General features: G+C 42.9%; 12 protein-coding genes and 1 pseudogene. 11 read left to right on the top strand and 2 right to left on the bottom strand.

The window, feature by feature from the left end; all coding sequences use genetic code 11:
- Positions 1-7 precede the first annotated feature (7 nt).
- From ACAN54_RS27320 to ACAN54_RS27275, 10 genes and pseudogenes are all read left to right on the top strand, one after another.
- Positions 8-1,018 carry a PD-(D/E)XK motif protein gene (locus tag ACAN54_RS27320; protein ID WP_379163211.1) on the top strand — a complete coding sequence of 337 codons (1,011 nt, stop codon included), beginning with the start codon at positions 8-10 and terminating at the stop codon, positions 1,016-1,018.
- Between the two features lie 15 nt (positions 1,019-1,033).
- Positions 1,034-2,875 carry an AIPR family protein gene (locus ACAN54_RS27315; RefSeq protein ID WP_379163208.1) on the top strand — a complete coding sequence of 614 codons (1,842 nt, stop codon included), beginning with the start codon at positions 1,034-1,036 and terminating at the stop codon, positions 2,873-2,875.
- Between the two features lie 471 nt (positions 2,876-3,346).
- Positions 3,347-3,709, top strand: coding sequence for an HhH-GPD family protein (locus ACAN54_RS27310; RefSeq protein ID WP_379163205.1), 363 nt, complete (start codon positions 3,347-3,349; stop codon positions 3,707-3,709).
- Positions 3,710-3,932: 223 nt separating this feature from the next.
- Positions 3,933-4,151 carry a hypothetical protein gene (locus ACAN54_RS27305; RefSeq protein ID WP_379163202.1) on the top strand — a complete coding sequence of 73 codons (219 nt, stop codon included), beginning with the start codon at positions 3,933-3,935 and terminating at the stop codon, positions 4,149-4,151.
- 56 nt (positions 4,152-4,207) lie between these two features.
- A complete protein-coding gene (locus tag ACAN54_RS27300; protein WP_379163199.1) occupies positions 4,208-4,612 on the top strand; it encodes an RNase A-like domain-containing protein in 405 nt (134 codons plus the stop codon).
- A gap of 12 nt (positions 4,613-4,624) precedes the next feature.
- Complete coding sequence (locus ACAN54_RS27295; RefSeq protein ID WP_379163197.1) at positions 4,625-7,537, top strand: contact-dependent growth inhibition system immunity protein; 2,913 nt, start codon at positions 4,625-4,627, stop codon at positions 7,535-7,537.
- 744 nt (positions 7,538-8,281) lie between these two features.
- Positions 8,282-8,737 carry a barstar family protein gene (locus tag ACAN54_RS27290; protein ID WP_379163194.1) on the top strand — a complete coding sequence of 152 codons (456 nt, stop codon included), beginning with the start codon at positions 8,282-8,284 and terminating at the stop codon, positions 8,735-8,737.
- Between the two features lie 59 nt (positions 8,738-8,796).
- On the top strand, positions 8,797-9,096 hold the full coding sequence (locus ACAN54_RS27285; RefSeq protein ID WP_379163191.1) for a CPCC family cysteine-rich protein: 300 nt from the start codon (positions 8,797-8,799) through the stop codon (positions 9,094-9,096).
- A gap of 285 nt (positions 9,097-9,381) precedes the next feature.
- Positions 9,382-9,573: pseudogene (locus tag ACAN54_RS27280) on the top strand (glutamine amidotransferase-related protein); the annotation flags it as partial.
- Between the two features lie 77 nt (positions 9,574-9,650).
- The gene (locus tag ACAN54_RS27275) at positions 9,651-10,301 is read left to right on the top strand and encodes a hypothetical protein (RefSeq protein WP_379163188.1); all 651 of its coding nucleotides are present in this window, start codon (positions 9,651-9,653) and stop codon (positions 10,299-10,301) included.
- 349 nt (positions 10,302-10,650) lie between these two features.
- Here ACAN54_RS27275 and ACAN54_RS27270 read toward each other — a convergent pair whose 3' ends face one another.
- Positions 10,651-11,709: a hypothetical protein gene (locus tag ACAN54_RS27270; RefSeq protein WP_379163185.1), complete on the bottom strand. Its 1,059-nt coding sequence runs from the start codon at positions 11,707-11,709 to the stop codon at positions 10,651-10,653.
- A complete protein-coding gene (locus tag ACAN54_RS27265; protein WP_379163182.1) occupies positions 11,710-13,548 on the bottom strand; it encodes an HSP90 family protein in 1,839 nt (612 codons plus the stop codon). It lies immediately after the preceding gene.
- A 739-nt stretch (positions 13,549-14,287) separates the two neighbouring features.
- On the opposite strand from ACAN54_RS27265, the gene ACAN54_RS27260 reads away from it, so the two are divergent.
- Positions 14,288-18,244: an S-layer homology domain-containing protein gene (locus tag ACAN54_RS27260; protein ID WP_379163179.1), complete on the top strand. Its 3,957-nt coding sequence runs from the start codon at positions 14,288-14,290 to the stop codon at positions 18,242-18,244.
- Position 18,245 lies beyond the last annotated feature (1 nt).

Here is an 18,245-nt window from a genome sequence, read left to right as displayed (position 1 = left end):
GGAATATATGTTGAATCTTAAATTAGAATTCGAGCAAATGATTAAAGAATTAAATAGCCAGTCTCAGCAAGAAGTTTATAAACTGAGGGTTCTTACGGCGGAAAGTCCCATTCTTTTTGCAGGAATAGATACTGTGAATATGAATAGGCAACTGTATATCGATTTGGGATTTGAACCTTGGGAACCGGACCAGCTTAAGGCACTTCCAAAGTGGCGAGGTTTATCTATCAAAATTGAGTATTATGAAAAACTGGCATTACTTAAAGGGCATTATTATCTGGTTTTACGACAAGAGTCAGAACATGGTACAGATATTTTTGAGGTTGTACTGCAGAATGTTGTGGATCATTTGATAGCCAGGGAACAGAATGAATCGGTATTTACAGTAGTATACAAGGTACTTGACAGATGGCGCGTGTTTTTTCAAAAAGGTGGTTACCGTAAACTAACTGAGGAACAGCAGCGGGGACTTTTCGGCGAATTGTGGTATATACAAGACTGGCTTAATCGTTTTCCCACGGTTCCCCCACTTATTATAGAACAGTGGGAAGGACCAACCAGTGGGCGAATTGATTTTAAGCATTCTAATCGCGGCGTAGAGATTAAGACGGCAATAAATAAGTTAACCAAAACAATTAAAATTTCAAATGAAAATCAGTTAAGGCTTACAAATGCAGTATCGAGTATTTATCTCTATGTATGCTTTATAGAATCAAGTAAGACTCATGGTGTTTCTTTACAAGCACTTGTAAACGAGGTTCGAAACCATATTGCAAGTCGTTCCGACCGAATGCTATTAAAGTTTAATGATCTGTTAGAGGATTTAAGATTTAAAGAAGAACATTATACGGATGATTTCTTTTTTGTAGATAAAGTAGAGGTATACGAAGCCGCGACGAACTTCCCAAGGATTTTGCAGGAGGATTTGCCAAAAGGGATTTCTCATGTTAGTTACAGCATAGATCTTACACATTGTATGGAATTCAAAAGAGAAGTTGATGAGGTATTTGATTTGTAATGGGGGATCATTTAAATGTTAGAGAATAGACAGAGAAGTGAATTCCTGAAGGAATTTCTTGAAGAAGTAGAAGAAAAAGCGGCAAAAACAGGGGTATATCGGGTCCCTTTTCTTGAAAAGATGCTTCAGTATATGGAAAGGGATGATGATCCCGATATATTAATTCCTCCATATATAGATACCTCAAAAAAAATTGCTGTGAATGCTTACACATATGACGAAAGTCAGCACGTTCTTGATCTATATGTAGCTGATTATAACTTTGAACAAAATGAACGGGATTTACTTTCAATAAATATGACGATGCTGACGGAATTAGCCAATCAAGCTAAACGCTTTATTACGAATGCTAAAACATTAGCTCACACTATTGATCAATCTCTGCAAGCTAGAGAATTGGCTGTATTGATATCAGAAAATATTAATGCTATCGATGAAGTAAATATTTTTGTGCTGACCAATATGTTCTATAATGCTAATAAACCAATTGAGCTATCGATCCCTGGAATAGAAACGGTAAATGTTCAGGTGTGGGACATAGATCGCATACTTCAAATCATTTTGGCTGAACAAGGAGTCCAAACGATCCATATTGATTTTGAGCAGGATTTGGGACAGTCGTTTGATATGATGTTTGTCCCCGGTTCTCAATATGAAGGCGAACAGAGTTATTTTACATGTTATGTAGGATTTATACCTGCAGGCTTATTGGCAAAAGCTTATGACCAATGGGGTTCCAAACTCGTTGAGCGAAATGTAAGATCCTTCCTGCAGGCTAAAGGTGGAACTAATAAGGGGATACTGAAGACTCTAAAGGACCCGAAAGAACGGCGCATGTTTGTCAGTTATAATAATGGAGTCTCTAGTGTGGCCCGTTCAGGTGACATCGAGAGAATAAATGGGAATGTTAACCTTTACCGTATTAAAGGGTTGACTGGATGGCAAATTGTGAATGGTGGACAGACGACAGCATCCATTCACCAGGCATATAAGAGTAATGTAGATTTAACGGATGTGTATGTTCAGGCTAAATTGACTATTCTGCATGTTGAAGCAAACCAAGAAAAGGATCAGCAGCTTCTTGAAGATGAGATGGTATCAAGTATTTCGGAGTATGCCAATACTCAGAATAAAATTAACAAGTCTGACTTGTTGGCCAATTCTAGATTTATGTCCGAACTAGAAAAGTTGTCGAGGAATACATGGATTCCATCAAATGATGGGAGAAAATCAGAGAGTAAATGGTATTTTGAACGTGCGAGAGGTCAATATGCAGTCGATTTAAATAGACGAAAACGTGGTAAGGAACAGAATGAATTTAAAAAGCACTACCCATCTGAAAAGGCTATTATCAAAGTTGACTTAGCTAAATATTTCATGTCATGTGAAGGTTTTCCTCACGTTTCAAGTAAAGGTGGAGAAGAAGCCTTTAAGCGGTTTATGGAGCAAAACAAACAATATTGGAAATACGATAAGGATGATAATGATGAAGTCATTCCACTGAGTGAAGTCACCCTTGAAGTCTATCAACAACTAATAGCAAGGACGATTATTAATTTCCATGTGACTAATATTGTGGAATCCATGAGACTGCAGGGGTATAGAGCAAATGTAATTTATTATACAGTGGCTATGCTTCATCATATTTATGGAAACAAAATAGATTTAATTGATGTATGGAATCGTCAAGCATTATCTGATAAATGGGATGAAGCGATAATGGTTATTGCTAACAAGGCATTGTACTTCCTTCGTGAATCTGCAGGCGATAGAAACGTAACCCAATGGGCTAAACAGGAAGCATGTTGGGTGCAGTTCAAGGATGGGTATACGAAGCAGTTGAGTAATATCATCTAATTATGATTAGAAGGGCTTACTGCTTTATTAATTAAAACATTCAACTACCGTTCTAATAGGCGGGTATTGAGTGTTTTTTATTTGCGAAGGGATCTGCAAACGAGTTGATTTATTAGCTGAAAATTATGTATGCCGGCTAAAAGGGTAAGAATATAAGAATACAGAGAACATTAAATGGGTGATGGGATGAGTAAAGATTCTTACTTTTGGGCCGAACTGTTAACATGGTATACCGAGTATGGGCATCATCAATTTCCTTGGCGTAATACAAAAGACCCTTATCATGTGTTGATAGCTGAGTTTCTGCTACAGCAGACCCATGTACGCAAAGTCGAAGAAGTATATGAACAGCTGTTGATTAATTACCCCAATATAAGCGAATTAGCGAAGGCGAGTATTATATCATTGGAAGCAATCATAGCCCCAATTGGACTAATATACCGTGCATCATGATTAATAAAAACAGCTGAGATGATCTGCAACCATCATGATGGTAAGGTTCCGAATGATTATAATAAGTTAAGACAGCTGCCTGGAATTGGCGATTATATTGCAAATGCTATACTTTGCTATGCTTTTGACCAGCCGGTCGTTCCAATTGATACGAATGTTATTCGGCTTTTTACAAGGTATTTTGGTTATACATCGAAAAGTTCTAGACCTCCAATGGATAAAGAGTTAGCATCTAAAATAAGAGCTCATTTCGAAGGTATGGAAAGCACAAGAGAAGCTAATTTAGCAGTGCTCGACCTTGCAGGCCTAATATGCACCGCTAAAAATCCACATATAAGAGAGTGCCCATTATCCGAGTACTGTCTAAAATTTATATCGTGACTTGGACTTCAGTTGGAGAGTATGAGCATTCACGAACGTAGGGAGGTTCTTTTTGTGCTCACAAAAAAGAACCTCCTTTTCTCATGCCTATATACAATATATTTGTAATCTTCCACAGGAGGAAAAAGAAGGAAATGGGAAATTGATGTAGAATACTGAGTGTATGGGGGACTTTTATACTAATTTGGTAGGTGATGATATGGCTCTATTATGTCATAAACAAATGACTAAAATAGATAAAACAAAAATCAGCATTCATCAGACTGTTCGGGGGACGTATTCGGTTTTCAGAGATAGTTGCGGTGGAAAGTATTTTCAGATAGATACTTATGGCTCGGATGACAGGGAAATACCAAACAAAATAAGTCAGTCACTGCAGTTTGATGAGGAAACAGCGTTGTTTTTGATTCAATTAATAAAAAACGAATTTGAAATAAAATAATGTACATATTCTACATATATTTTGCTTGTCAGCACATTTTTTAGGGGTGATACTTAATGGCTTTATATTCAAACACAACTATTCCATTACCGAAAGGGCTTCAAGAGCACGAAGATATGGGGGGTCATTTGATAAAGAAGCACGTCAGTGTAACAGATTTAGACTTAACTCAGAGACTAACTGATGAACCTGAAATTAGTGGTGCTTCTCGATTTAATGATCTAAATACGGCAGAAAACGTAGTTAGAGAATTATTGATATCAAACCAGCAAAAAATAGAAAATTGGTTAAAAAACAGACCAGGGAAATTTCAAACAACTATTGTGCATAGAGCTACAGATATAAATGGTCGGGGAATTTTGCGAGGAAACACGTCATTTGATAGTTTGAATAATATATTGGTAGTGTTACGTCGTACGGGGAATGATGGTTTTATTTATACAGGGTATCCTACTTGGTAAAGGAGTATTTAAATGGAGCAAATTGATTGGTATGAGGAATTGCAAGACTTTCTTTTGTCTTATTTCAATCAAGATATGGGGTCTATAAAAGAGGCTTTAGACACTTTTGTTGAAAATAATGATATATCTTATAAAAATATTGTTGTTAATTCTCTTGAGGCTTTCAAAGTGGCTGACTGGACCTCGGAACAAAAAGAGCAATTTATATTAAACAATGTCTTCATAAACTTTCCAGCTATAAAGCTATCACCATTAGAATGGGTTGAGAAAATATATACAATATTGAAAAATGACCTAAACACTCAAGAGGCTGAAGTCAATACTGAGTTATTCAAAAAGGCAATAGGAGCTGCAGAAAATTTAATTGACGAAGATCATGTAATAAAGTATGGTGCTGTTTTCGGGATAAATGAAGCTGTAGAAGTTTTGAAATCTATACCCAAATTTTCAAAAGTTGATTTTATCAAAGTGCAAGAACGTATGCTTGACTACTATAATTCTTCAAGTACTAGCAGCAATGTAATAATCAAAAACAAGGATTCAGAGCCGACACCGTGGTATACCTCAGAATATAGCAATATTACTTGGAAGTTTTGGAATAGATATAGAAAATATTTGTTAGAAACAAAAAAGTGGGATAGTAGAACAGTTGACGGACTTGATATTTCTACAGAGGGAATTTTAAGAAGATTTGAACACCCTAAATTTAAAGAGGATTTTGGTATAAGGGGTCTTGTGGTAGGGGAAGTACAATCGGGTAAGACGTCAAATTATACGGGATTGATTTGTAAGTCTCTAGATCTAGGTTATAACTTAGTTATAGTATTAACAGGTATTCATGATGATCTTAGAAGTCAGACACAAATTAGGCTTGATGAAGAAGTGATAGGTAGAAAATCGGGAGAGCAAAGTAAGGGCTTAATTGGCGTCGGACTTATTGAAGAACTACAAATCCAGTGCTTAACATCACGTGATGAAGGAGGAGATGTAAACAGCAACTTATTAAGTCGGGTAGGTGTTTATCCAACTGAAGGAAATCCGCTTATCTTAGTTGTTAAAAAGAACAAGTATATACTAGAAGCAATAAGAGACTATTTTAAGAATAAAACTTCCGGTATTTCAATGCTAATGATAGATGACGAGGCTGATCAGGCGTCGATTGACACAAATAACCCAGAAAGCACTGAGAATGAGGAATATAACCCTACTACTATCAATGCTTTAATACGTGAAATTTTGATGCAGTTTAAACAGAGAGTTTATACAGGGTATACGGCGACTCCTTTTGCAAATGTGCTGATCGATCATCAATTATCACATGACAAGTATGGACCTGATTTATTCCCCAAGGATTTTATTGTTTCTCTGATAACACCACCGAATTATGTTGGGCCAAATACTATATTTGGGATTGATGGGTATCCAATTCTTAGGGAAACTAAGGATGAGATACAATTTAATATGAATGAAGAAGGTCTGCCTACCAGTTTGCCAAACTCTTTGCAAAAGGCTTTGAAATCGTTTGTTTTATCAACAGCAATAAGAGTTTTGCGTGGACAAACCTATGAACATAATTCAATGTTGGTACATATAAATCGATCAGTTAATTTCCAAAAGGTTCTGACTAGGCTGGTTCACGAGGAGTTAGAACAGATTAAAATTTACTTTAAATATGATGACAATAAAGAACAAAAGGATAGAATAATTGATGAGTTGAAAGGTTTATGGGAAGATGACTTTATAAAGACGACAACAACAATTTGTGGATCGAATAACGAGAATAATTGGGGTGATATCAACCAAATACTACATGAAGTAATTCAAAAAATTACTATTCAAATGATAAATGGCCAATCTACTGATAGTTTAAATTATAAAGAAAATGTTGAAAACGGACTATATGTAATAGCAATTGGTGGCGATAAGCTTTCAAGGGGATTGACTTTAGAAGGACTTACAACTAGTTATTATTTAAGATCGAGTAATATGTATGATACGCTAATGCAAATGGGTAGATGGTTTGGGTATAGAGATGGGTATGTTGATCTGTGTAGAATTTATACGTCACCTATTCTCATTGAAAACTATCGATATATTGCGAAAGCAAGCAATGAGTTAAGGGAAAATCTTAAGCTAATGGAAGTATGGGGAAAGGCACCTACTAGTTTTGGTTTGAAGATTTTATCACATCCTGATCTACAGGTCACCAGTCTGCTTAAAATGAAGGATGCGGTTGAAATTGCCGAATCATTATCTTTTTCAGGCTCGACCTCACAGACTGTTGTTTTTGAAGAGAAAAAGGAGATCATTGAGGGGAATTACTATGCCACCCAATCATTTATTAATGAGTTAGGAAAGCCCCAAGACCCAAAGAATGGGAATTATCTGTGGCATGTAAAACCAGAAACTGTACTTGAGTATTTAAATAAGTTTTCTACTCCTGAAAATGCATTAACTGTGAAAACCAATTTATGGTCAGATTACATAAAAGAGCAATTACAGCAGAATGAATTAACTAATTGGACTGTTGCTTTGATGTCCAATCAGCAAGAAAACGAGCATAGTTTCAAAGTTACTAGCAATCTTATTTGTAATCCGGCAAGCCGGCAATACCTCAACAGAATTGATGGAATAATATCAATAGGTACACTGTTAAGTCAAGGAGATGAGTTTCTTGACATTGATATTCAACAAGAAGCATCAAGAAAAATAAAAACTTTAAGGGCGTTGAGACCAGTAACTAATGCGTTATTGTTAGTATATCCATTAATAATTACAGATAAATTTGCAGTTGATGGGAAGAAACCGGCAATTAAAAGTTTGGATCAGAGAATTATTGGTTTAGCTGCTTGTTTCCCTTACAGTGAAACAGCTCAGACAATTAACTATGTTGCAAATACAATATACATTAGAAATAATGAGTAGTTATTTTAAGGTTGATTGACAATTTAGATTAAAAAAATACAAACAGCACAAACGATGGGTGAGAAGAGGCTGACTTGTAACTCTATGTATGATTTTTCGTCTCACTTAAAGTTAATGTTTCATATTCAAAAAGGCCTGCTTTTCCACTTTAAATGGAATTGTAGGTCCTTTGCAATTGATTTGGACTAACAATTATTGCGGATACTTTCATGACAAACTTTAGCAAAGTATTACTGATTACAACCAAACTACGCACTCTTCCACTAACTTAGCTTTGAAGGGAAAACATAAATTGTTGACACATTGTTGACGAACATCGTCAACAAGCAATAAAACGCAAACGAAAGGGACAATTTCAATTGGTTAAAATCCTTATAAATCAAAGGTTTTAACCAACTAATACAGAATACAAACAACTCCCACATGTTCCCGCATACGGTGCATGTGGAGTGCTGTTCACTATTGGTTTGGAACGGAAATAACGAATGAGAAGTTAATGTGGGATTGCCCTCTCTTCATTGAGAGGGTATTTTTTTGGCTTCACAAGGAAGCGGAAATTGGATGCTATCGAACACTCGGGAGTGGTTTACAGCTAATTGAATGTCTCTGTTCTCAATATTGGGTAGTACACAGCTTCTCAGCAACCAGACCAAGAAATTTAACGATACGAAGAGATGAATACCAATATACGGTACAATAGGTTTAGGTTATTGTTATGATGAAAGCTGTCTGGGGGTTAAATAAATGGAGCGAGAAGTATTATGGAAGTCGTTGATGATGAACGGTTCTATTGTTATGTTTTGGAGACAAAGCATATTAGAGAAGTATATTGAAAATATAAGAGAAGAAGGATTTGACGTATATCTCTTTGATTGTGAGTCATGGGATAAGAACACTTGTCTTTTGGAATTAGGTAATACTCTTGAGTTCCCAGATTACTATGGTAAAAACCTAGATGCATTTAATGATTGCCTTTCCGATATTATTCCTAATAATGAAGGCTTTGTATTAGTCTTCAAAAACTTCGACAAATTCAATGAACGAGATAAAGACACTGCATACCATGTGGTAGACATTATCCAAAATAATTCTTGGAGACTACTTGTTCAGAATGGCATTTTTGCATTCCAACGATCTACAGTTACAAATTCAATCGGTAGGAGCAAAGACTGTAGTGTGGAATATCGAAGAGTGGCTTAATAAGAGTAGGGGTCTATAGGGACTGGAACAAGATGAAGACTGTAAAATAGGGTGATGAGATGAAAAAGTATACTTGTCCTTGTTGTGGATACATGACTTTAGATGAACAGCCAACTGGTACTTATGAAATATGTAAAATTTGTTTTTGGGAAGATGATGGTGTGCAGTTTGACGATCCAGACTATGAGGGTGGGGCAAATAAAGTATCATTAAGACAAGGGCAGAAAAACTTTATAGAGTTCGGGGCATGCGAAGAACGTTGCATACAGTTTGTTAGGAAACCCAATGACGATGATGTGCGTGACCCCCATTGGCTTCCTTTATCGGATGTACATAAGATCAATTTTGAAGAAGAATAATGTCGTGAGGATAGGACTCCATCGTAGTAGTATTAATTTTTCTGTTTTCAAAGGACAAAGGTTCAAGAGGTTCTACCTATCGGATAAGTACTAGTAAAATAAGGTCATTTTCTATTCTAGTGACCAGCACGCACCCCATGTGGAGTCGGTGGTAATGATGACGTATTGTGGTTTAGATAAGACAATTAGAGGTTAGACCACAAAATATTGTGGTTTTTGGAACGGAATTGAACAAAAACCGGGGCTGAAAACTACAGTTTTTGGCCCCGGTTTTTTGGCTCTTCCACGGATATGCGGGGCGCGTTAAACGGTATCCGATTTGCACGGGAAAGCAGTTTGCCTTTTCTGGGCACTTGCGGAGGCTTCCAGCATATGATTATTGGGTTTGCCCGGAATGTATTGGAGCTTGCGGAAGCCGATCATGCCGAAGAGAATCCCACAGTTTCATTTAAAAGCAGGGTCCACCCGTTAATTTGAGCATTTATTCAAAGATCCATATAATAATACATATGGTTAAAAGTTCTATCGATTTCCTTCCAGAAAGGAGATTCAACATGAGCCTAATCAAAGAATATTTGATGATCGTCCCCGAAGAGGAACTAGCGGAATGGACGAATAAAGGATGGGTCGAGGATAAGTCGTTTACGGATTTCGAGTACTACGCGGAAGCTGGCGAAACGGTGCTGCTCGGTAAGCCTGCGACCCTCCTCGATATCGAGCCGGACAGCCTGGTAGGCAAAACGATCCTCGATTTCTCGTCCCATCTGGGTTCGTACGGCATGGGCGGTCCGGGATTTTTCGGTTTGCTGATGGAAAGAGACGGAGCTCGGGAATATCTGGTCTACACGGTATGGGCGTCGGGGGAGTACATTACGATCGACGATCGGGTCATCGAGTGTCATATTAACTATAACGAGGCGTACCATCCCTGGATTTCTCAATGGGCCGGCGAAAGTGAAAAGAACCAGTGGGACGATCTTTCCGGCATTTTAAAAGGAAGCGTCATCACGGGAGTTTCGCTTACGGAAGACGAGCTTCGGATCGAGATTACATCAAACGCGGCCGCCCATTCGATAACTTTCAACAAATACAAGGACACGCTGCCTCCACACGGTAACGGAGAGCCCAGAAAGCCGGCTTTTGCGGAAGGAGTCATCGGGACGTCTATCGTTTTTTGCCATGAGTATGCTGTGCTGCATGTGTGAGAGCAGGAGCGTCAATGGAAACCGATAATTGCGACCTGAACCATCAAACGGTGTCAAGGAGAAGAAGTCGGAGGTTATTGACGACTTTACGATCAAGTATCATGCGAACGGAGACAAACCCGATTACAGTGACCAGCACTCACCCCATGTAGAGGCTGTTTGCTCCTTAATTTATAAGGATTTTTGAGTACCGGAATCAAATAGACCGCATGCCTTTGCCGGCAGTGCGGTCTATTGTTTTTATTGGACAGCAAGCGCTACGATAAGCGCATCAACGGTTAGGATAAGGCATCATCGCGTCTAACACTGTGCCTATAATAAAAGTGTGAAACTGGAACAGGAACATAGTCTACAATCGTTGCAGGAGTGCGGTATAGTAATCGTTACCGTTTCGGTTATCCAGTTTTTCCGCTGTGGCGAGAGCGTCTTGCTGGAAGTGCTTCGCAAGCAGCGTTACCTCCCCGGACTGGTGTTCACACGGGTGTCCTGCCGGAAGCTTGACCTGGAACCGGATGGATTCTCCCGCCAGCTGGCGGAACAGCTTGGCCGAATAGGCGTTGAATATCATCCGGTCGACCGGGTTCTCATGATCGAGAGAGGAGGCAATATACTCTTCAAAGACCTCCAGCGCCTTGATTGGATCAGTCAAGGTCAGGTAACCGATGTGCTCTCCCTGATGATACAGAAAATCGCGGTTACCCCTTACCAATTGTAAGCCTTTCTTCTGAAGCTTATCTGCTTCCTGCTGACGGCCCAGCCGCAGGAGAGGGAACAGCACCTTCGTGATGGTCACATGAGGCACCTCGCCGCAGCTCATTTTACCTTTGAGAATCGGTTCGGCCGCCTTCACGGTTCCTTCGTCGTCTCCCCGCTTCGCCAGAAACTCGACAAGGCGGTTTTGCTCACAGGCCGGACAATCGCTCATCTCATCCCGATCCATGGCTTGCACGATATCCCATTCTGCCTGAGAATGGTCCAGTTCTCCAAACTCCGCGAAGATGTGCGCCCGGTAGTAGTGATAGGAACGGCTGCTATAGCCTTCGGCTGCAAAACGTATCTTCATGTCCTCCAGCAGGTTCTCGATCTGAACACGGCTAATATCTGCAAAAGAGGTGATGCGATCCAGAACCCACTTGTAGGACCACAGCAGGGTGAAGCTATCAAACTGGTCCGGATTTTTGTCATACTGTCCCAATTGCCAGGAAAAGGCGACCAGCGCCTTCATTGGATAACCGTAGAAGCTGCCCGTCTCTACGATTTCGCTGCGTGCCTCAAAACCCTGATCGAGATCTCCTGCGGCATCTGCCACCCGTACCGCCTGCTCCAGCAGTTCCAGCTTAGCCTTTCCGCCTGGCATGTCATAGGCTTCGTCTATCAGCTCTTCAAAACTCATCCCGGTAAGGTTCATCTATTCGTCTCCTCCTGTTGAATGACTGGCCGTCATACCCCAATCAATAAATTGAATAATGCCTTTGTTCAGAAGCATTGTCTCTAGGCGGTTCATCGGATAATGTCCCATCATCAGCGCATTACAGTACAGCATCTCGATAATGGAAGGCAGCATTGCCTTGTGTGCCGGATGAAATGCCCGCTCAATGACAGGATTGTTCAGGTTAAAATAAAGCGTTGCGTACGCTGTATCTTTTAACGAAGCGCCCAGGCTGCCCAGAACGGAGGACAGAGCGTCGGTGCTCACTTCTTTGGTTGCCTCCATAACCCGCCATTGAGCGGACTCCTGAGACAGCGTGTAGAGTACAGGAATCTCCTCTGGCTTGAAGCGGCGAAGCTGCACCTGGCAGCGGAATTTCTGCAGCACACTATCTGCCAATCTTACGGATTCATAGTAGTCAAGCCGCTCTTGGGGTGTAATATCGGTAAAAGATAACGACACCTCCTCCGGCAGTAGCCGTTCTGTCTGCACGTCCGGATCAATTAGGGGCAGCAGGGACAGCAGCTCGGCATCATAAATATACCCGCCATTCACCACCAGCATGGATTGGGCCGCAGCCACATGGGTAATCTGGCGGTACTCGTCCAGCGTAGCAGTAAAGTAAAGAGGGGATTGCTGCTTCAGCTCGCCAAGCGGCTTCGTGCCAAACGTGCTCTCAAACGGGAGCCACTCGTGAATAATCGAGTAGAAGGACGAATCTTCCACCGCGAGGGCCTTCATGGATAAGGCATGCAGGGAAATGATGGATTGCAGGCGATCCGGATCATACTCTGCCATCCGCATCAATTCCTGACGAATGGTGTTCCCCAGCTCTTCACGCACCTGCTCCAGCTGGACGTTCTCATAGAAATGCTCCCGGGAAGCGGTCGGCTGTAGATCATCGGTCCAGATCATGCATTTGACGAAGAACGCCCAGTCCGGCAGGACATTATCGGCGGCTTCGGAGACCAGCATGTGCTTCAAGTACACCCGGTGATTGCGTTTGGCGCCCAAGTTCACTGCATGCGGCAGGATGAAGGCGATGCCTCCCGTCCGGCCGGAGGAGGTATGCAGAGGAATGAAATCCCGGAACGTCTCCCCAAGCACCTGCTTACCAAAGGCCAGCACCTCGCTGCGATGCTTCCGGGCCAGCTGCGGATCTTTGACCCAAGGCGGGGAAGGCGGATTAATCAAGCGAGTGGTGTGATTGGACACCAATTGGATGGGATAAGGCAGCAGGGCTCCATAATGGAACAGCCATTCTTGAAGATTGCCTTCCTTGAAGTACGGTTCGGAGCCTTCTTTGCAACGCAAAAAAACTTTGGTTCCCGGAGCATGTATCCCTTCGAGCTTGCGGATCGTATAGGTTCCATCCGGCTTCCCGCGCCATTCCAGTGCAGGTCCGCCCTTGGCGGATTGTGTAACCATGACGATATCGTCACTCACCATAAAGCAAGACAAGAGCCCGATGCCAAACCGCCCGATAAAAGAGGTGTTGGTCTGGAGAAAGTCCTCGCCCCGCTTGGAGGATTGTCCGATCATAGCCAGGAACTCATGAATTTCCGACTCGTCTAATCCTATCCCGTTATCTTCTACTAATAAGGTCGCCCCGGTTGAAGTCTCGCTTACCTCGACATGAATCCTGCCATCGTATCCACCCTGAGAATAAGCCTGCCGTGCAGTAATCGCGTCTACGCCATTTTGCAGCAGCTCCCTCAAGAATACCTTCGGGCTGCTATACAAATGGTTAGACAAAATGTTGATCATACCGCTTAAGTTGACCTGAAAACGATATGTATCCTGGGTTTGATTATTCATTTATGTTCTCCTATTCTGTAATAATTGCGCTTATCATCCACAGGAGGACAACCGTATTGTCCTTTATGCCAATAACAGACCGTTATGTATGCGGATGCCGCTCTATATATTACCCCCGAGCTGCTTATCAAGAAACAAATATTGACAATATACTTCCACATATATACACAATCCCTAATTGCCACTTTGTAATGCTGAATAATTTTTTGCTATGATTGCCCATCAGGGATTCCATTAAATAGGCAAGATGTGTTGACGTTGCTTATTCCACATATGTGGAGTATGTAGCTTTGTTGATTAATCAAATGGCCGGGGAATGACCTCATGTGAAATCGGCCGGATATGTAGGATCAGATGAGAAGTTGTCTATTTTCGTATTATATTAAAATCATTCGTGCATTACCCATATTTAGACTTTCCCTTCCTGTTGTTATTATGAAAGCTGTTACAGCAAGTAATTGGCGGATTAGTGTGGTCAGCAGATGCAAGGCTGCATCAAATGTCACGGCTGTAAATAATCGAGGTCTTCTACCCGTCCGCTATTGTGAATGCGTTTTCAAACCTTGTCTGCCATTTATATTCGGAGGGAGGTGTTTGTATTGACCGTTAAGCCAGACCTGACGTAACCAGAGGAGTGAATATTAGGAAATACGATATCTTCATCCAAAACAACATATTAATTGGGGTGACTCTAAAACGAGACTTTAGAGGTTTCCTTAAGAAAAGGAGTCAAACTAAGATGAACAGTCGAAAATGTGTAATCAACATCTCCCGCCTCCTCATCGTCATCATGTTGTTCTCCGTATTCACATATGCTCCCGTCCCAGCTGCTGCGGCCGGAGACGAACTGTCAGTTGAACTGAACGACCTCATTGCTCAAGCCGAAGCGTTAAAAACCGGCAATCAGGAATTCCCGCTCCAAGTCAGTCAGTCTGTCTATGGATCCGTCTATGGTTCCGATGTGAACCGAGCTTTTCCTTGGGTGCATGTCGACGAACTCCAAGCTCTTAATAATGCTCTGGAGTTCGCGCGCAAAGCGGACACTCCCACCGCCGAAGCTATAGCGATTCTTAAAGAAGCAATCGTGGTTTTTACTGGAAAGATCAAATCAGACGGTTCCGATCCCTATTTCCGTCTTGATCCGGGTCCTGGTAAAGTTCCTGTGAAAGTTACTTCGCCCACTAATAACTGGACTGCAAGAACTCCGCTTGACAATCGTGTCCCCGCCGACTTTGCCGGTGGCACATTCAAAATGATTCCGTATCCTTTTGCAGATTCCCAGGGCAAAGCTGAAGTGCTCCAGATTAATTACGCCCATAGCGGAAAAAGCACGTTCGGCGGCATAAGTATTGAATCTCCGTTGTCCCCGGCCGTAAATATCACAGAGGGTTCAACGATTGAATTCGATGTCTACTATCCCAAGAGCGCGCAGGGCAAATACATGAGGTGGAGAATCAGAAATACTAACACTAACCTCGATACCTACCTCAGGGATTACCAGTACAACAACCTGAATCCTGACTGGGTTGGCAGCTACAACGGTGAATCCTGGTTGAAGGCTCATCACAGCATTACCGCCTCAACGGGCAATTCCTCGAACTTTATTCTTGAGCTTCATGGCGAGAATGCCCGTCCTGCGGAAACCGGAATGCTGCTTGTCGCCAACATCCAGATTACTGCACCTGATCCTAACGGCATTGCGCTTCCCGACGTAGTCAACAAGGAACACCAGAGTGCCGTAGCGCCTCTAAAGAGTGTATACAATAAGGAGAATGGCCTGTTCATGGTCGGTGCGATCGGAACCGGAGCCGTAACCGGAACCAGAGCCAATCACTATGAAATCTTTGTCGACGGCAACAATCTGAAGGCCGATGGAACGCATCCCCGGGGCCCCGAATGGCTGAAAAGCGTTAACGGCGAGGCCCTGAGCGGCGCAACTACTACCCCTGGCTTAGCGGAATACAGCTTCCCGACCAACGCTTATCAGGCGATCAGGGATTCCGGAACTCCCGGACAGTACAAGTCTCACGGCCATGTTCTGGCATGGTACAATCAGGCCCCTGGATGGATGACGCAGATTATTCCCGCGAACCTTTCCTCCGGGTATAATGGCTCGACCGATTTCTACGGACTGGGCAACGGCGTTACAACTACAGTTAAGGTAGACAAAGAAATGGCGAGAAGAGTGCAGTTTAACCACACCATGTATGTGATGCGGCACTTCCTGACCACAGATACGAAGTACGGCTCAAGCGTATCCCGTGGAGTCATCCCCTTCAATTCATGGGATGTACTCAACGAAGAGGTTCACGAAAGCCGCCACAGCGAACTCATCCCCACGAATGCGAACAGCTGGAGAACGAGCCTGAAACACACCAACTGGCTTGCTGCAATGTCGGATGATCAAATTGGCGGCGACATCACGGAGCATTACGTATACCTGCTCTTCAAAAACGCACACATCGCTGCTCCCAACGCCAAGATGGCAGCAGCTTACAAGGCCAATTACGCGAACCTTCCAGAGTACATGAAGCTCGACGGGCACGACAACAACGGCAGTATTGACGCTTACATCGTTGACAATCCTCCGAAGCTGACCTACAACGATTACGGACTCGCGACCCGCAGTAAAGCGAGGACCGTCTACAACATGGTTCTCGAATTAAATACCGCATGGCGCTCCGATCCGCTGTATGACGGAAGACCCCTGATCGAAGACATCGGTATCCAGGGACATGACGCGGTGGGTAAGACTCTTGCAAGCGATAACCAATATGCGATGGCCCTCTATGCCTCTCTCATTGACCGGGGCCTGCTATCTGGTATTACCTATTCTGAGCTTGACCTTAAGGTGCCGACTGATGCTCCCGGAGGAGGCGCGACCGCTCCTGCTGTGCTTAATGTCAGACAGTCGGATGCTCTTGGTTATGAGTACGCGCTGCTGTACAAAATGTTCAACAAGTTCGCCCCGTATATCGATCACATCATCAGTTGGGGCGTATCAGGTTCAGGATGGCAGGGAAGCTATGTCCTGTTTGACGGTCAGAGCAATGCTAATGCCGGCTACTATGGCGCTATGAATCCGGACAGATTCATTCTTGGACATTCGTATCTGGATGGTTACTTTGCAGGCGAATATGAGACAATCCGGAACGATGCCATTGACCTTGGCGATCTTGGAGTCTATAGACCCGGCAGTGTGAATGCGGACCTCAGCAGCTTGACTCTGAGTGCGGGAACACTCCAGCCGGCGTTCAACGCAGCAACCACCGAATACGATGTTTCCCTGCAGGATGCTGGCAGCATTACCGTGACAGCGGCGGCGGCAGACAGCAGATCATCCATCAAAGTGAACGGCACGGGGGTTGCCAGCGGTACAGCTTCCGGAGCTATAGCGCTTACACCAGGTACAAGAACGGATATAAAGGTTGAGGTAACAGGTGCAGACGGCAGGGTCAAGACATACACCCTAAAAGTAACCAATAGCAAGACAGAGACTCCGTCCACCCCCGGTTCCGTAACACCATCTTCAACGCCTGCACCTGTAGCACCAGTTGTTCAGGATCAAAAAGTAACCATGCAGACAACGGTGGAGAATGGAACCGCATTTGTTAAGGCGCTGGATCAGGCGAAAGTAAAGGAATTTATGGAGAAAAATGTTACCCTAGACATACCAGTGGCGCAAGGAGTGAATTCATACTCGGTAGGCTTGCCAACTGCAGCACTGACAAGCGGAACTAAGGATGACAAACTCACGATTTCCACTGTGCTGGGTAAGGTAGTAATACCCGGTAACATGTTGACGGGCACAACTGAAAGCAGCAGCAAGGAAGTAGCGCTGGAGATTGGAAAAGGCGACAAGTCCAAGCTCCCTGCGGAAGTGAAGGCGGCTCTTGGCGATAGGCCGATCATACAGCTTAGTCTTAAGGTGGATGGAAAAGAAACGGTCTGGAGCAATCCCAGTGCACCTGTAACCGTATCCGTTCCTTACATGCCGTCTGCGGATGAATTGAAGAATCCCGAAATGATTGTTGTCTGGTGCATTGACGGAAGCGGGGATGTTCTAACAGTACCGAGTGGACGTTATGCTCCCAAGACCGGTATGGTTACCTTCACAACAACTCATTTCAGCAACTACGCAGTAGCTTACGTGTCCAGGACATTTACAGATCTCGGAACGGCTGTATGGGCCAAGAACGCGGCCGAAGTACTTGTGTCAAAGGATATTCTCAAGACAGAGGGTCATGTATTCAATCCGTCAACCGATATCACAAGGGCAGATTTCCTGTACTCCCTTGTCAGAGCACTTGACTTGACTGCAAGAGTAAATGGGAATTTCAGCGATGTACAGAAGAGTACTTATTACTATAATGAAATTGCAATTGCCAAAGCTCTTGGTATTACGAATGGCATAGACAATGACAGATTCGGCAGCACCTCTAAGATCACAAGACAGGACATGATGGTGTTGACCGAAAGAGCCTTGAAACTTGAGAAGAAGTTGAATAACCAGGGTGAGGCTGCGGATTTGGAGAGATTCTCCGACAAGTCCGAAGTTGCCTCCTATGCGGTGAACAGCGTAGCTGCGATGGTTAAGGAAGGGTTGATCGAAGGCAGCGGCAACAAAGTCAATCCGACTGGAAACACAACCAAAGCAGAAGCTGCAGTGTTCCTCTACAGACTGTATAATAAGTAAG

Source organism: Paenibacillus diazotrophicus, from assembly GCF_042610465.1.
The sequence above is the reverse complement of the archived record's forward strand: the minus strand, read 5'-3'. Positions and strand labels throughout refer to the sequence as shown.

Excerpts from the sequence above, each read along its gene's own strand:
- ACAN54_RS27270 (WP_379163185.1), bottom strand. The coding sequence starts at position 11,709 with ATGAACCTTACCGGGATGAGTTTTGAAGAGCTGATAGACGAAGCCTAT.
- ACAN54_RS27315 (WP_379163208.1), top strand. The coding sequence starts at position 1,034 with ATGTTAGAGAATAGACAGAGAAGTGAATTCCTGAAGGAATTTCTTGAA.
- ACAN54_RS27310 (WP_379163205.1), top strand. The coding sequence starts at position 3,347 with ATGATCTGCAACCATCATGATGGTAAGGTTCCGAATGATTATAATAAG.
- ACAN54_RS27320 (WP_379163211.1), top strand. The coding sequence starts at position 8 with ATGTTGAATCTTAAATTAGAATTCGAGCAAATGATTAAAGAATTAAAT.
- ACAN54_RS27300 (WP_379163199.1), top strand. The coding sequence starts at position 4,208 with ATGGCTTTATATTCAAACACAACTATTCCATTACCGAAAGGGCTTCAA.
- ACAN54_RS27265 (WP_379163182.1), bottom strand. The coding sequence starts at position 13,548 with ATGAATAATCAAACCCAGGATACATATCGTTTTCAGGTCAACTTAAGC.
- ACAN54_RS27260 (WP_379163179.1), top strand. The coding sequence starts at position 14,288 with ATGAACAGTCGAAAATGTGTAATCAACATCTCCCGCCTCCTCATCGTC.
- ACAN54_RS27305 (WP_379163202.1), top strand. The coding sequence starts at position 3,933 with ATGACTAAAATAGATAAAACAAAAATCAGCATTCATCAGACTGTTCGG.
- ACAN54_RS27290 (WP_379163194.1), top strand. The coding sequence starts at position 8,282 with ATGGAGCGAGAAGTATTATGGAAGTCGTTGATGATGAACGGTTCTATT.
- ACAN54_RS27285 (WP_379163191.1), top strand. The coding sequence starts at position 8,797 with ATGAAAAAGTATACTTGTCCTTGTTGTGGATACATGACTTTAGATGAA.
- ACAN54_RS27275 (WP_379163188.1), top strand. The coding sequence starts at position 9,651 with ATGAGCCTAATCAAAGAATATTTGATGATCGTCCCCGAAGAGGAACTA.
- ACAN54_RS27295 (WP_379163197.1), top strand. The coding sequence starts at position 4,625 with ATGGAGCAAATTGATTGGTATGAGGAATTGCAAGACTTTCTTTTGTCT.